This window comes from Pedobacter montanisoli, from assembly GCF_022809115.1.
Taxonomy (GTDB): Bacteria; Bacteroidota; Bacteroidia; order Sphingobacteriales; family Sphingobacteriaceae; genus Pedobacter; species Pedobacter montanisoli.
In genome coordinates, this window is the sequence record NZ_JALGBH010000002.1 from 552,113 (window position 1) to 565,538 (window position 13,426).

Annotated in this window: 18 protein-coding genes; 6 read left to right on the forward strand and 12 right to left on the reverse strand. The window is 35.8% G+C overall.

Translation table 11 applies throughout. The features are described from left to right. The first annotated feature begins 1 nt into the window (after nucleotide 1). From rplU to MMF97_RS10205, 4 genes are all read left to right on the forward strand, one after another. Complete coding sequence (gene rplU, locus MMF97_RS10190; protein WP_243362127.1) at nucleotides 2–313, forward strand: 50S ribosomal protein L21; 312 nt, start codon at nucleotides 2–4, stop codon at nucleotides 311–313. Between the two features lie 56 nt (nucleotides 314–369). Then, nucleotides 370–765, forward strand: coding sequence for a 50S ribosomal protein L27 (gene rpmA / locus MMF97_RS10195; protein ID WP_243362128.1), 396 nt, complete (start codon nucleotides 370–372; stop codon nucleotides 763–765). A gap of 147 nt (nucleotides 766–912) precedes the next feature. After that, the gene (locus tag MMF97_RS10200) at nucleotides 913–2,103 is read left to right on the forward strand and encodes a PAS domain-containing sensor histidine kinase (RefSeq protein WP_243362129.1); all 1,191 of its coding nucleotides are present in this window, start codon (nucleotides 913–915) and stop codon (nucleotides 2,101–2,103) included. 9 nt (nucleotides 2,104–2,112) lie between these two features. Then, complete coding sequence (locus MMF97_RS10205; protein ID WP_243362131.1) at nucleotides 2,113–3,144, forward strand: response regulator; 1,032 nt, start codon at nucleotides 2,113–2,115, stop codon at nucleotides 3,142–3,144. A 9-nt stretch (nucleotides 3,145–3,153) separates the two neighbouring features. On the opposite strand, the gene MMF97_RS10210 is transcribed toward MMF97_RS10205, so the two are convergent. From MMF97_RS10210 to MMF97_RS10230, 5 genes are all read right to left on the reverse strand, one after another. After that, entirely contained in the window at nucleotides 3,154–3,558 is a 405-nt protein-coding gene (locus MMF97_RS10210; protein WP_243362132.1) for a hypothetical protein, read from the reverse strand. A 226-nt stretch (nucleotides 3,559–3,784) separates the two neighbouring features. Continuing rightward, entirely contained in the window at nucleotides 3,785–4,393 is a 609-nt protein-coding gene (locus MMF97_RS10215) for an alpha-ketoglutarate-dependent dioxygenase AlkB family protein (protein ID WP_243362133.1), read from the reverse strand. A gap of 4 nt (nucleotides 4,394–4,397) precedes the next feature. Continuing rightward, nucleotides 4,398–5,246: a bifunctional helix-turn-helix domain-containing protein/methylated-DNA--[protein]-cysteine S-methyltransferase gene (locus tag MMF97_RS10220; protein WP_243362134.1), complete on the reverse strand. Its 849-nt coding sequence runs from the start codon at nucleotides 5,244–5,246 to the stop codon at nucleotides 4,398–4,400. Nucleotides 5,247–5,313: 67 nt separating this feature from the next. After that, nucleotides 5,314–7,170 (reverse strand): Nramp family divalent metal transporter, encoded by a 1,857-nt coding sequence (locus MMF97_RS10225; protein WP_243362135.1) that lies wholly within the window; start codon nucleotides 7,168–7,170, stop codon nucleotides 5,314–5,316. Further along, nucleotides 7,167–7,817 (reverse strand): metal-dependent transcriptional regulator, encoded by a 651-nt coding sequence (locus tag MMF97_RS10230; protein WP_243362136.1) that lies wholly within the window; start codon nucleotides 7,815–7,817, stop codon nucleotides 7,167–7,169. Before MMF97_RS10230 ends, MMF97_RS10225 begins: the two co-directional genes overlap by 4 nt. A gap of 139 nt (nucleotides 7,818–7,956) precedes the next feature. Here MMF97_RS10230 and MMF97_RS10235 point away from each other — a divergent pair, with 139 nt between their 5' ends. Then, nucleotides 7,957–8,427: an Lrp/AsnC family transcriptional regulator gene (locus MMF97_RS10235; protein ID WP_243362137.1), complete on the forward strand. Its 471-nt coding sequence runs from the start codon at nucleotides 7,957–7,959 to the stop codon at nucleotides 8,425–8,427. A 272-nt stretch (nucleotides 8,428–8,699) separates the two neighbouring features. Here MMF97_RS10235 and ung read toward each other — a convergent pair whose 3' ends face one another. Beyond that, nucleotides 8,700–9,374 carry a uracil-DNA glycosylase gene (gene ung, locus MMF97_RS10240; RefSeq protein WP_243362138.1) on the reverse strand — a complete coding sequence of 225 codons (675 nt, stop codon included), beginning with the start codon at nucleotides 9,372–9,374 and terminating at the stop codon, nucleotides 8,700–8,702. A 2-nt stretch (nucleotides 9,375–9,376) separates the two neighbouring features. Continuing rightward, nucleotides 9,377–9,895, reverse strand: a complete 519-nt coding sequence (locus MMF97_RS10245) for a thioredoxin family protein (RefSeq protein ID WP_243362140.1) — start codon at nucleotides 9,893–9,895, stop codon at nucleotides 9,377–9,379. Nucleotides 9,896–9,976: 81 nt separating this feature from the next. Here MMF97_RS10245 and MMF97_RS10250 point away from each other — a divergent pair, with 81 nt between their 5' ends. Further along, nucleotides 9,977–10,522, forward strand: coding sequence for a DUF2892 domain-containing protein (locus tag MMF97_RS10250; protein ID WP_243362142.1), 546 nt, complete (start codon nucleotides 9,977–9,979; stop codon nucleotides 10,520–10,522). Nucleotides 10,523–10,577: 55 nt separating this feature from the next. Here MMF97_RS10250 and MMF97_RS10255 read toward each other — a convergent pair whose 3' ends face one another. The 5 genes from MMF97_RS10255 to MMF97_RS10275 all read right to left on the reverse strand — a co-directional run bounded on the left by MMF97_RS10255 (nucleotide 10,578) and on the right by MMF97_RS10275 (nucleotide 13,272). Continuing rightward, nucleotides 10,578–10,829 carry a hypothetical protein gene (locus tag MMF97_RS10255; protein ID WP_243362144.1) on the reverse strand — a complete coding sequence of 84 codons (252 nt, stop codon included), beginning with the start codon at nucleotides 10,827–10,829 and terminating at the stop codon, nucleotides 10,578–10,580. A 57-nt stretch (nucleotides 10,830–10,886) separates the two neighbouring features. Beyond that, the gene (locus MMF97_RS10260) at nucleotides 10,887–11,258 is read right to left on the reverse strand and encodes a VOC family protein (RefSeq protein WP_243362156.1); all 372 of its coding nucleotides are present in this window, start codon (nucleotides 11,256–11,258) and stop codon (nucleotides 10,887–10,889) included. 176 nt (nucleotides 11,259–11,434) lie between these two features. Then, nucleotides 11,435–11,911, reverse strand: a complete 477-nt coding sequence (locus MMF97_RS10265; protein ID WP_243362159.1) for a DUF6265 family protein — start codon at nucleotides 11,909–11,911, stop codon at nucleotides 11,435–11,437. 89 nt (nucleotides 11,912–12,000) lie between these two features. Continuing rightward, complete coding sequence (locus MMF97_RS10270; RefSeq protein ID WP_243362161.1) at nucleotides 12,001–12,813, reverse strand: AraC family transcriptional regulator; 813 nt, start codon at nucleotides 12,811–12,813, stop codon at nucleotides 12,001–12,003. A gap of 3 nt (nucleotides 12,814–12,816) precedes the next feature. Next, nucleotides 12,817–13,272 carry a GNAT family N-acetyltransferase gene (locus MMF97_RS10275; RefSeq protein ID WP_243362162.1) on the reverse strand — a complete coding sequence of 152 codons (456 nt, stop codon included), beginning with the start codon at nucleotides 13,270–13,272 and terminating at the stop codon, nucleotides 12,817–12,819. Nucleotides 13,273–13,426: the final 154 nt, after the last annotated feature.

The following is a 13,426-nucleotide window of genomic DNA, read 5'->3' on the forward strand; positions in this document are numbered from 1 at the left end:
AATGTACGCAATAGTAAATATAGCAGGGCAACAGTTTAAAGTTGCAAAAGACCAGCATCTTTTTGTGCACCGTTTACAAGGAGATGAAGGCGCTAGTATTGAATTTGACAATGTATTGTTGGTTGATAATGGTGGTAAAATTACCGTAGGTGCACCTGCAGTAAAAGGAGCTAAGGTTTCAGCTAAAATCGTGTCTCATTTAAAAGGTGATAAAGTAATCGTTTTCAAAAAGAAACGCAGAAAAGGTTACAAAAAGAAAAATGGTCACCGCCAGTCGTTCACTAAAATTCAAATTGAGAGCATTACGCTGTAATTAATTATTTGTTAAATTGTAAGTTTAGCTAACTAAGCTTTTAAAGATAAAATAAAATGGCACATAAGAAAGGAGCCGGTAGTTCAAAGAACGGACGCGAATCGCATAGCAAGCGTTTAGGTATTAAAATTTTTGGTGGTCAGGAAGCTATAGCTGGAAACATCATTGTTCGCCAACGTGGTACCAAACATCACCCTGATAAAGGTGTAGGTATAGGTAAAGATCATACTTTATTTGCTTTAGTACCTGGTATCGTAGTTTTCAAAAAGAAAGTTGATAACAAATCATATGTATCAGTACTTCCTAAAGTAGAAGATGCTGCACCTGTAAAAAAAGCTAAAGTTGCTGCGCCTAAAGCAGAAAAAGCTCCGGCTAAAAAGACTGCTGCACCTAAAGCAGAGAAAGCACCAGCTAAAAAAGCTGCTAAAAAAGAAGAAGCTTCTGCTGAATAATTAAAGAAGTAGCTGTTTAAAAGCAGCCTAAAATATACTAATCCTTAACCTATTTAGGTTAAGGATTTTTTATTTGTATTGGTTTTACATAAGAAAAATTTATATGCCCAAAAACTAACTTGGTTATATTTGTAAAAACCCGTTTTTATGAATCAGGCTAAATTACTGAGTGCTATTATAGAGAATGCAATTGATGGAATTATCACGATTGATGAGTTTGGGATTATAGAGCACATTAACCCATCTGCACAAAAATTATTTGGTTACACGCAACATGAGCTGATTGGTAAAAATGTATCTGTTTTAATGCCTGAACCTGATAAAGGCTTGCATGATAGTTATATTGCCAATTACCGGAGAACAGGGGAGAAACATATTATTGGTATAGGCAGAGAGGTTACGGGTCAACGTAAAGATGGCACTACTTTTCCTTTTAGATTGGGAGTTAGTGAGGTAAAGTTTACCGACAGACGTATTTTTACGGGTTTTGTACACGATCTGAGCCGTCAGAAAGAAGACGAACAAAAAATAAGGAGTTATACTGAAGAGCTGGAAGAAAAGATCAAGGAGCGTACCGAAGACCTGATCAGATCCATTAATGAACTTGAGTTGGCAAAAGAAAACGTAAGTGCGCTATTTGAGAAAGAAAAAGAACTCAGTCAGTTGAAAACAAGGTTTGTATCGATGGCATCGCATGAGTTTAGAACACCTTTAAGTTCCATACAGCTATCGGCTTCTTTGATAGATAAATATGCGGCAAAACACGATATTTCAAATGTTGAGAAACATACTTATAAAATAAAGAATGCCATCAACAATTTAACCACTATTCTCAATGATTTCCTTTCGCTAGAAAAACTTGAAGCAGGAAAGGTTGAAGCTGCTTTTAGCAATTTTGATCTGATTGCTTTTGCAGAAGAAATTGTTGAAGAAATGCAATTGATCAGTAAACAGAATCAGCTGATCGTTTACCAACATACCGGAACCAGTTCACAGATTTATTTAGATCCGAATTTATTGAAGAATTGCATCATTAACCTGATTTCGAATGCCATAAAATACTCTGGTGAAGACACTATGATTCAATTTAACAGCATTTTGGATGCAGAAAGATTAACGATAGAAATAACAGATAATGGCATTGGCATACCAGATGTGGATCAGGGTAATTTATTTGAACCTTTTTTTAGGGCGCATAATACTGGTGATATACCAGGAACAGGGTTAGGGTTAAATATTGTGAAACGCTATGTAGGTTTGATGGATGGAACGGTTAAATGCCAGAGCCAGCAGAATAAAGGAACCACATTTACACTCAGCTTTAATTTGAATAATTAATCAGCACAGATGAAAAAGGTATTGATCATTGAAGACAACGACGATATAAGAGAAGGTACTGCCGAAGTTCTGGAGCTTGCAGGATATCATGCCATAACAGCCAAAAATGGTAAGATAGGTGTATATTTAGCTGGTAAAGAACTTCCTGATATCATTTTATGCGATATCATGATGCCCGAGCTGGATGGTTATGGTGTGCTGTATTTGTTGGGAAAAAATCCGGAACTGGCCAATATACCTTTCATTTTTATGACCGCTAAAGCCGAAAGGGCAGATATGCGTAAAGGAATGGAAATGGGGGCCGATGATTATATTACCAAACCTTTTGATGATGTAGAATTGTTTAATGCCATAGAAAGCCGCTTAAAGAAGAAGAATTTACAGACAACACATAAGAGCAGCGGTAAAAATCTGCAAACCGTATATCAAGAGCTTAAAAAGAAAGGTAAGGTACGTCACTATGATAACAGGCAGGTTATCTATATGGAAAATGATGAACCGAATTACCTTTATTACATACAAAAAGGACAGGTTAAAACGTATAAACGTTTTGATAACGGTCGTGAATTGTCGTCGGGATTATTTAAAGAAGGAGATTTTTTTGGTTACGAAAGTTTGTGCTGTGGTGAGAATTATGCAGATAATGCTGCTACCATGGCCGATACCGAATTGATCCTGATACCCAAAGCCGATTTCATGGACTATCTGCATAACCATCATGAATTTGCGCATTCTTTTATCCAGTTACTTTCAGATAATGTGCGTTTTAAGGAAGAGCAAATGCTCAAATTAGCCTATTTTTCTGTGCGTAAACGCGTGGCAGAAGCTTTGATTCAGGTTGCCGAGAAATTGAGAGCTAACCATAATGAGGATGAATCTTTATTGAAAATATCAAGAGATGATCTGGCGGCTTTGGTAGGTACGGCAAGTGAAACGGTGAGCCGTATGCTGGCCGATTTCAAAGAGGAGAAACTGATAGAAAAGCAGGGCAATGCCATCAAAATTCTATCTATAGAAAAACTGAAAAAAATAAAGCAGTAAATTTCAGGCTTATTTGAAAGGATATTTAATTAATCCGAAATTGCTCATGGCACTTTTCTCATAAAGTGCAACGCAGTTGTTATTGTATTTTTCGTCGAAGTTTACTTTACCCGGGGTTAACTCATTTGGTACAGCACTTCCTTCCAAAAAGAAATATACCTTGGTATTGCCATATTTGTTGTGCGGCATCAGATTGCCATAATCAATATACTGCGCATTAAGCGTGTCTTTTACGGTAACAACAAAAATGCGTTGTACAGGACCGGTATTGTTTTCATTTCTGTATTTAGCTATTTCCTTAAAGCCTCCTTTTAAGTCCTCAATACCAGATTGTGATAAGGTATCTTTAAACATCACAATGGCAATAACCACTATGAGGATCAATAAAAGGTAACGGTTTCTTTTTGTGTTCATAATTAACTTAGGCAAGTTAATGCATTTATCAAGTATTTAAAAGTTCAAAACTCTTTTTTATATTATCGTCACCCTGTTCCGATAGCTATCGGAATTATTTCAGGGTCTCCCTTTGTCATAAAATATTATAAAAGATGCTGAAAAAGCCTGTCCCGAGACTTCGGGAAGTTCAGCATGACGAGCAATAAAACAAATCTGAAGTATAACTATGGTCAAATTTAGAGTTTTACCTTACAATTGTTCTGAAGGTAAGATTAACACGTAAAGTATTTACTTTGGTAGTTAAAGGTAAGCGATGAAACCAGTAATCCTGAGTTACACCTTTCATAACCAATATGCTACCATGAACTAATTTTAAAGCTATGGTTTCTTTAGTGCCTTTATGTTTAAAGGCAAATTTACGTTCGGCACCAAAACTTACAGAAGCGATGGCTCCATGTTTTTTTAGATCTATCTCTTCATCACTGTGCCAGGCCATGCCTTCATTGCCATTGTGATAAAGGTTGAGCAGGCAGGAGTTATAGGTTTCGCCAGTATGTAGCTCAATGATTTCTTTCAGTTTTTTAAGTTCAGGTGTAAAGGCGAGCGCTTTTTTAGTGATGTTAGAGTAAGTATATTCAAATGCCTGTTCGCCATACCAGGCTACTTTTCGTTTAGTAGTTAAAAGTTTACCAAATATTAGCGCCTGATCATTTTGCCATGCTATGTTGTTTAAGAGATAATCAAGATAGAAGTCTGCTTCTTTATCCGTAAAAATTTTGCCGTAATAGTTTACAGTTCCATCATAAGGCAATAGGTTTTTTTCATGGTTGTAAGTTTCTTCAAATAATTTCATAGAATTATCTTAGATTTTCGATCTGTGCCTGTTCCCAACCAATTATAGCCGTTTTACGGGTATTACCCCACATGTAACCACCAAAATTTCCGCTACTTTGTATAACCCTGTGGCATGGAATTAAAAAAGCTATCAGATTACTTCCTATAGCGGTGCCTACAGCTCTTGATGCATTTGGGCTACCAATCTCCATAGCTAATTGCCCATAGGTTGAAAGCTTGCCCATAGGTATTTTTAATAAAGCTTCCCAAACTTTTAGCTGAAAATCGGTTCCTTTTAAATGCAATTTAATTTCATTGATCTTATTCCAGTCTTTTTGGAAAATCAATAAAGCTTGCTCCTGGAAATCATCTTTTTTTGCAATAAAAGAGGCATTCGGAAATTTAGTGGTTAAGAGATTGAATGCTTCCTGTTCATCTTCATAAAAAGCAATGTAGCATATCCCTTTATTTGTTGATGCAATAATGACCTGGCCAAAAAGACTTAGGTTAAAACTGTAATTGATGATCAGGTTCTTTCCGCCATTTTTGTATTCGGCAGGGGTCATACCTTCTATTTTAACAAATAGATCATGCAACCTGCTAGTTCCAGATAATCCAGTATCGAAAGCTGTATCAAATAGGGTAGCCTGTTGTTTGTTGAGCAGGCTTTTTGCGTGTTGTACACTTACATATTGCAAAAACTTTTTAGGTGTTGTACCAGCCCACTCGCTAAATAAGCGTTGAAAATGAAAGGGACTTAAGTGTACTTTTTCTGCTAGCTCATCTAAGTTAGGCTGTTGTTTGAAATGCTGTTTAATATAGCCAATGGCTTCAGCAATACGTTGGTAATTGATTTCTTCCTGCGTTTTCATTTTTTATTCTTGCTAAAGCAAAGTTGGTAAATATCTGACTTGAATAAAATCCGAAAATTGCTATATTCTATCTTACAATCAACACAGGTATAGAAACTTTATGCCTTACAGCATTTACCGTAGTACCAAAGATAATATCTTTTAAGCCTTTGTGCCCATGTGCACCCATCACTAAAAGTTCAATATTCTGCTTATGGCTAATTTCTGCAATTGCTTTTGCGGTACCTCCAAAACCAATCTGTGGTGTAGCATGGTAGCCCAGTTCTGCCAGGTTTTCCTGATATTTTTTGAGGTTCTCCATATCGGCCTGTGTTTCATGATCCAATACAGTTTGCCCATGATAACGGGCAGCAGCAGTTTCTACCACATGTATAAGGTAATAATGAGCATGTTTGCCCCCTTGTATAAGCGCATGCCTAATGGTGTTGCGATCATGTTTAGAAAAATCTATGGTGATACCAATTCTGCTGTAGTCTATTTTTTCTACAGTAGCAATCTCTAGCGCATCGCCATGTGGTACCTTAACTTTAAGCTTGTGTTTATTGATTAACGGATAAATAAAAATATAAAGCAATAACAGCGCAATGATGATGGCTATAGGTATAACAATCACATAAATATACCATCCGTCATTTTCCGCTTTCCAAATATTGATTTCTTCTATAACCAGCTTGATGTTTAATGCTATGATAATCAAAGCGCTGATCCATGCCAATATTTTTGCCCATGTTTTAATGGCAAACTCTTTCATTTCTTTTTTATCAGAAGTGAAATGGATTAAAGGGATAATGGCAAAGCCCAATTGCAGACTTAATACCACCTGACTTAAGATTAATAAAGCAGATAGAGAATCCTCTCCAAAGTGTAAGATGGTAAAAAAGGCAGGTACAATGGCCAGTAAGCGGGTAATTAATCTTCTTAACCAGGGCTGAATACGTAAGTTTAAATGGCCTTCCATAATGATTTGTCCGGCAAGTGTTCCTGTTACGGTAGAGCTTTGTCCGGCAGCGATTAGTGCAATAGCAAACAGGGCAGGGGCCACATTTCCAAAAATATTGGTTAGTAATTTATGGGCATCCTGAATTTCTGCTACTTCATGAAAACCATTTTTATAGAATGCTGCAGCTGCCAATATCAATATGGCAGCATTTACAAAAAAAGCCAGATTTAGCGCTACTGCTGTATCAATAACATTGAATTTAATGGCTTCTTTAATCCCTTTTCGGTCTCTTTCAAATTTACGGGTCTGTACCAGTGATGAATGCAGGTATAAATTGTGAGGCATTACCGTAGCACCGATAATACCAATGGCTATGTACAATGCTTCGCCGCCTAACATTGAGGGTTCAAATCCTTTGATGACTTCTTTAACCGAAGGTTCTACAATGAACATTTCTACTAAAAAAGAGAGACCTACAATAGATACCATGCCTATAATAAAGGCTTCCATCTTACGCATTCCTTTGTTTAGAAGGAATAAGAGTAAAATGGTGTCTAAAATGGTAATGGATATCCCCCAGATTAAAGGTAATCCAAAAAGTAGGTTCAAACCTATGGCCATTCCTATGATTTCGGCCAGATCGCAGGCAATAATAGCCGTTTGAGCTAAAAAGAACAAAGGAAAATTGACCCATTTGGGATAGGCATTTCTAGAAGCTTGGGCGAGGTCTAATCCGCGTACAATTCCTAATCTTGCACTGAGCGACTGCAACAAAAGCGCAATCAAATTAGACATAAGCAATACCCAGATCAGTTGATAGCCAAATTTACTTCCGCCGGCAATGTCGGTAGCCCAGTTGCCCGGGTCCATATAACCTACACTTACCAGATAAGCCGGACCTAAAAAGGCCAATATTTTTCGCCACCCCTTCTTTTCGGTGGTGATGCTTTCATGTACTTCGCTTAATGATTTTTTGTCGCTCATTTTGAAACTAAGATATGTTTGGCCACTTCTCTGCTGATTACAATTTTTTGCCCTTCAATTTGTAGTTCAACAGAACCGTCAAAGTCAATCACTTCAATAATTTTAATACGTTTACCTAAAGTAAGTCCTAATTTTTCGAGGTGTTTGAGAAAAGGAGAGGAATGTTCGCTTACCCCGGTTATGGTACCCTCATCATTGGTTTTTAATTTGGTAAGCTTAATAAATGAAAGTGCAGCAAAATTTCCGTTTTTATCAGGAATAGGATCGCCATGAGGATCTACTTTTGGAAATTCAAGAAAGGCATCTAATCTTTCTACGAGTAAATTAGATTTGATGTGCTCTAATTCTTCTGCCACTTCATGTACCTCATCCCATTTAAAATTTAATTTTTCTACCAGGAAAACTTCCCAAAGTCTGTGCTTACGAACAATATCTATAGCTGTTTTAGCACCTTGTGGTGTTAGGGTTACGCCTTGGTACTTTACATAATCTACCAATTCTTTTTCAGCCAAACGTTTGATCATGTCTGTAACAGAAGCCGCCTTTGTTTGCATGCGATCTGCAATGGCATTGGTTTGCACAGGATTTTGGTCTTGCGACAGGTGATATATGATTTTAAGATAGTTTTCTTCGGTAAAGGACTGCATTTTATTTATCTAATTTAAATTTTAGACAAATCTAAAAAATAGTTTGTAGAATTTATGATAAAATAAAAGAGGTTTTTAAGAATAATATTTTGTTTGTTTAGTTCCGAATACTACTTTTGCAAAGTATATAACCAAACTTATGGCAGCAGAACTAGATAAAATTGATTTTAAAATCTTAAAGCTATTACAGGAAAATGGCAGAATAACCAATTTATTGTTATCTCAGGAAATAGGTTTATCGCCTGCACCTACTTTAGAAAGGGTGCGTAAACTTGAAATGGCAGGATATATCAAAAGTTACCATGCTTTGGTTGATGAAGAAAAACTGGGCTTAGGTATAAAGACTTTTATACAGATCCAGTTAGATTTTCATAAAAATAACACGATTCAAACTTTTTTGGATGAGGTAAACCAGATTAAAGAGGTTACCGAGTGTCATCACGTTACCGGACAAGCAGATTTTTTACTTAAGGTGTATGTAAGTGATATTAAAGCTTATGAGCGCTTAATTATGGATAAAATCAGCAAGATTTCTGTGGTAAAGACTTTTCAAACCATGATGATCATGTCAACTACCAAAAAAGAACCTATTGTTCCTTTGGAGTATTAAGTTTTTGGGTATTATTTTTACCACCTGAGAATTCTAAGATATATTAAGAAGTCTATTTTCTTATAAGATAGCTCGGTAGTACTCATTTACAAACGGTTTTTTACCTGCTTGTGTGATATTGGTGCAATTAAAATTAATTAATAGTCCTTTTGGAGCTTTTAGTGCCTACTTTTTACGTCATGCTGAATTTATTTCAGCATCTTGTTCTTGAATATAGACCCTGAAACAAGTTCAGGGTGACGTTAATGGGAGAAATGGTTAACAATTTATATTTAAACCTGCCAGTTAATAGGTTGTTTACCTTCCTGTTCTAAAATCTGGTTGGTTTTGCTAAAAGGTTTTGAACCAAAAAATCCGCTATAAGCCGAAAAAGGAGAGGGGTGAGCAGATTTGATGATAAAATGCTTGCTCTTATCTATAAGGACTTCTTTTTGTTTGGCATAATTACCCCAAAGAATAAATACCAATCCTGTTTTTTTTGCTGATAAAACCCTGATTACCTGATCGGTAAATTGCTCCCATCCCTTATTCTGGTGCGAGCCGGCTGTATTGGCTCTTACTGTTAAGGTGGCATTTAATAACAATACGCCCTGATCGGCCCACGAAGTAAGGTCGCCATGAGCAGGTATCTTAAAATCAGGAAACTCATCTGCAAGTTCTTTATAGATATTTTTTAAAGAGGGTGGAGGTGTAATACCTTTTTGAACTGAAAAAGAAAGACCATGTGCCTGGTTTACACCATGATAAGGATCCTGTCCCAAAATCACCACTTTTACCTTATCGAAAGGGGTATGCTTAAAAGCATTAAATATATCAGCGCTTTTAGGAAAAACGGTGAAGCCTTTCTGTTTTTCACTTAACAAAAAGGCTTTTAATTCTTTCATGTAAGGCTGGTCAAATTCGTCTTTAAGCACTGCTAACCAGCTGCTTTCTAATTCTACAGCCAAAACTATTTGGTTTTTGCGGTTAATATTTCTTTCATGTCTATTTCTAATGACTTTTTAGGAGATTCGGTTATTCTTCCCAATTCCTGCCCTTTTTTGTCGAAGAAAATGAAGGTAGGCACACGCTCAATTTTAAGGTTATCGATCAAGCCGTTTTCTGCTTTTTTATTGCCATCTACACAAATAAAAGTGATGTTCTTGTCAATATGTAAGGCATCGGCAATCTTAATGAAATGCGGAACCTGAAATTTACTATCGCCACACCATGTACCCATTACTACGGTAATCTTTTTATCGCCTGCTAATTTTTTAAGGTCTTTTAATTGGGTAGAATCTACTTTATAGTTCTCGTAATTAACATCATAACTGGCCTTAAATTCAGGGAAATTTATAATACCTTCTCTTGTACATTGGTTTAACATAACTTCTTTATGTTTAATCTGGTCTTCAATTTTTTTATTTAACTCTTGTGCACTGGCGGTAAAGCCTATAAAAGACAAGAGGATTAGTAATTTGTTTTTCATCTTTATTTTTTCGTTTAATTTACAATTAAAACTCAATTATGTGCAACAGAAAAGCGATATTTGCACAAATATTAAAAAACTATGTCAAATTTAATACGTCTAATTATTGGTTTTGCTTTGGTAGGTGCTGCAGTAGCATTATTTATTTTTGGTCATTGGGGTTGGGGTTTATTAGCGGTATTTTTTAGTATATGTTTATTCGTTACTTACTTCTATAATGAAAATATGCTGATTGCACAATGGTATTTGCGTAAAGACAATATGGATAAAGCCGCTGTATTTTTAGGCAGAATTACCAATTACGAAACACAGCTTAACAGAATGCAGCATGGTTATTTTAACCTGTTGATCGGTTTAATAGAATCAAGAACTGCACCTATGAAATCTGAAAAATATTTTAAGGCAGCTTTAAATCTTGGATTGCATATGGATCATAACATTGCCTTGGCTAAATTGAGTTTAGCAGGTATTGCTATGGCTAAAAGAAATAAACGTGAGGCTCAAATGTATTTAGCAGACGCTAAAAAAGCCGATAAAAATAAATTATTAGCTGATCAGATCAAGCAAATGAAAGACCAGTTGGGTATGTTAGACAGGCAAACTCAAGTGCGTTACAGTCACAGATAAAATATTAAGCACAAATGAATTTAAAACCGGTTAGTTTAAATCTGACCGGTTTTTTTTATTTATCGCAAAGTCTGTCAAAATTTTCATCAAAATGACTTTCATGTGCTTTGCTGATGATATCGCTGTCATCCTCTTCATAACTCTTTTTAAAGAAGAGTTCTTCTGCTTGTATGCGTTTGATCAATTGTCTAATCAGGGAAAGGTCAAAAGCTTCACGACTTAATTTTATGCAATATTCTTTGTCGGTAATTTCTATACTCGAAGTATTCATAGCATTCTTTTTATTACCTAAAATTAAAAAAGGCATACGATAGTAAGTTTAGCATGCCTTTATGTTTTTGTTATGATTATGTTAACCCCTGTGTTAATGCGCGATAACCTGACAGGCCTCGAGTACATTTCCATCTGGATCATAAAAGAAGAAATACCTTACATGATCGTCTTGAAGAATCTCATCAACCTCAACATCTTTAAGTTCAAGTTTTGCTCTAAGCAGATCTGCATTGGGTGTTTTAAAGATAGGGTAAGCTGCAGTTTTCTTATTGATTTCTATCGGTTCTTTGGTTTGCCATAGGGTAATACTTACTGCACTGTTGGTATCTAATACCACTAAGTTTAAACCTTCATCTTCCCATAGAGCGCTTAATTCTAATTTTTCTTTGTACCAAGTTGCTGCTTTTCTAATAGATGACACACGTATAATTATGGTATCAATTCCCTGTAAAAGTTCTTTCATGATGATTTAGGTTAATATGTGATAAGGATCATTAGATATAAACACTCAAATTGCTTAATTGATTACTTTAAAAATTCAGAATGACAGATTATGAGCTTTTCGGGAAGCTTCTACTCGAAAATAAGCATTTAGATTGATTTACAAAACTATATGTTGTAAATCAATCTTGTTCGCAGTTATTTTACTTTTTTCATCGGAAATGTTTGTTTTCTTAACTGTCCGTTTCTTGTGCCTGAGATTTCGGCTACCAGTGAATCTGGTTTGATCTTGGTATAGGTAATAAGCTGAGGAAAATCATGTTGCGGATTTTCAAAAACAAGCTGTGTATCTGAAAGCGTTTTTAAAGCAAATTTTACGGGTTTTCCATCATTCTGATTTTTAACCGTTGGAATATAGAATAAACCATTACCTTCAGCTACTAAACGTAAGGTTTCAAATACGATTGTATCTTTTTCTTTAAGCATATAGCTTTTGCCTGCAAGTTCATGCTTACCTGCTTTTTTCCACTCTTCGTAAAGGTTTCCTCTTGAAGTTTTATTTTCCCAGGTACCTGTAAGCCATTCTGCCTTTTTGATTTGCGATTGCGCATATGCACTATAACTGCATAACATGATCAATCCTGTAAGCACCATACTGTAGTTTGTTTTTTTCATGATGATTAGATTTAAATTTTCTTTCACAAAGAAAAACAGAGGGTCAATCTTGAAATTGTAAAATTGCGACAAGACCATTAGAATTCATTTTAATCTTTATAAAATAAGGCAGATAATTTTAGATTGTCGTTGTAGAATTCTTTGGGTGTTAAGCCGGTAAACTCTTTAAAATCTTTGATAAAATGGGCTTGGTCATAGTATTCAGCTTCATAAGCCAAATGTGTAAAACTGGCAAACTGTTTATTCAACAATAGTTTAAGTGTAGCTTGTAATCTTATTGTTTTTGAAAGCTGCTTAGGGCTTAAACCTATAGCCAGTGCAAAATTCCGTTCCAGCTTTCTACGGTTTATATTTTGTTGCTCAGAAATTTCATGAATACTAAGTTGTCCGTTGGCGGTAATAATGGTATCTACTACAGATTTTACAATGTCGTTAATTACATCAGTATTTGCTAAATATTCGCTTAGAAAGGTTTCTATAAGTGTAATTCGTTTATGGGTTGTAGATGCGGTTAGTATTTTTTGGGCAATATCATTTCCTTTCTCTCCAAATAATTCAGTTAAAGGAACGGCACGGTTTTCCATCGTTTTTATGGGAATGGTGGCAAATGGTGTAAAGCCTTCGGGATGAAAACGTATGGCAAAAATGCCTGTTGCTCCGGTAGGTTCTATTTCAAGAGGTTGAGATAGCTGCCCAAAAACGAAACAACGGGGCTGTATGATACTGGTTGCTTTACCGGTGTATTGTCTATACAGATCTCCATAATGAAAAATCATTTCCATGCAACCATCTGGAACAATGGTTTGCTTCTGTGCTTTTTCTTCTTCAGGACTTTCAAGTGTCCAATAGCATTTTATAAATGCGCTTAGATCTGTATGTGGTCTGTAAGTCTGGTATTCCAAGGTTTAACAGGCTTTGTTTTTCTGGATATTTTTCCAGTTTTGTGCGGTCATTTCAAATTTTACTTCGCCTTTTCCGTGGGTTCCAACAACAATCCAGCCTGATTTCTGGTAAAAGGTTTCTGCACGGGTATGAGGAGCAGTGCCCAGCCATACGGTAGCATCAGTTTGTGTAAAGTACCAATTGAGCATGGTATCATGTAATTTCCTGCCAATTCCTTGTTGATCAAAATCAGGATGTACAAATAAGGCCCAGATGTTATTTTCTTCCAGATCCACAATAGAGAAACCTACTATTTTACCATCTGTTTCGCACACCCAGCCTTTACCTCTCATGGTCATAAAGTCTTCGCAATCCTGATCTGTAACCAAATTGGGGTTAGAAAGCATATTTTCTTTAACCGCGTTTCTTACGAACTGTATTTGTTTAATATCGCTGATTAAGGCTTCTCTTATTTTCATCAGATTAAGTGTTTGGTTGTATTAAATATATAAAATAAAAGGGTATTCAACAGCATCATCGTCATTCCGTATTCGATACGGAATCTTACATCAAGATCCTGAAACAAGTTCAGGATGACGAAAAAGACTTTTGAATACCCTTTAATAAGAGTTT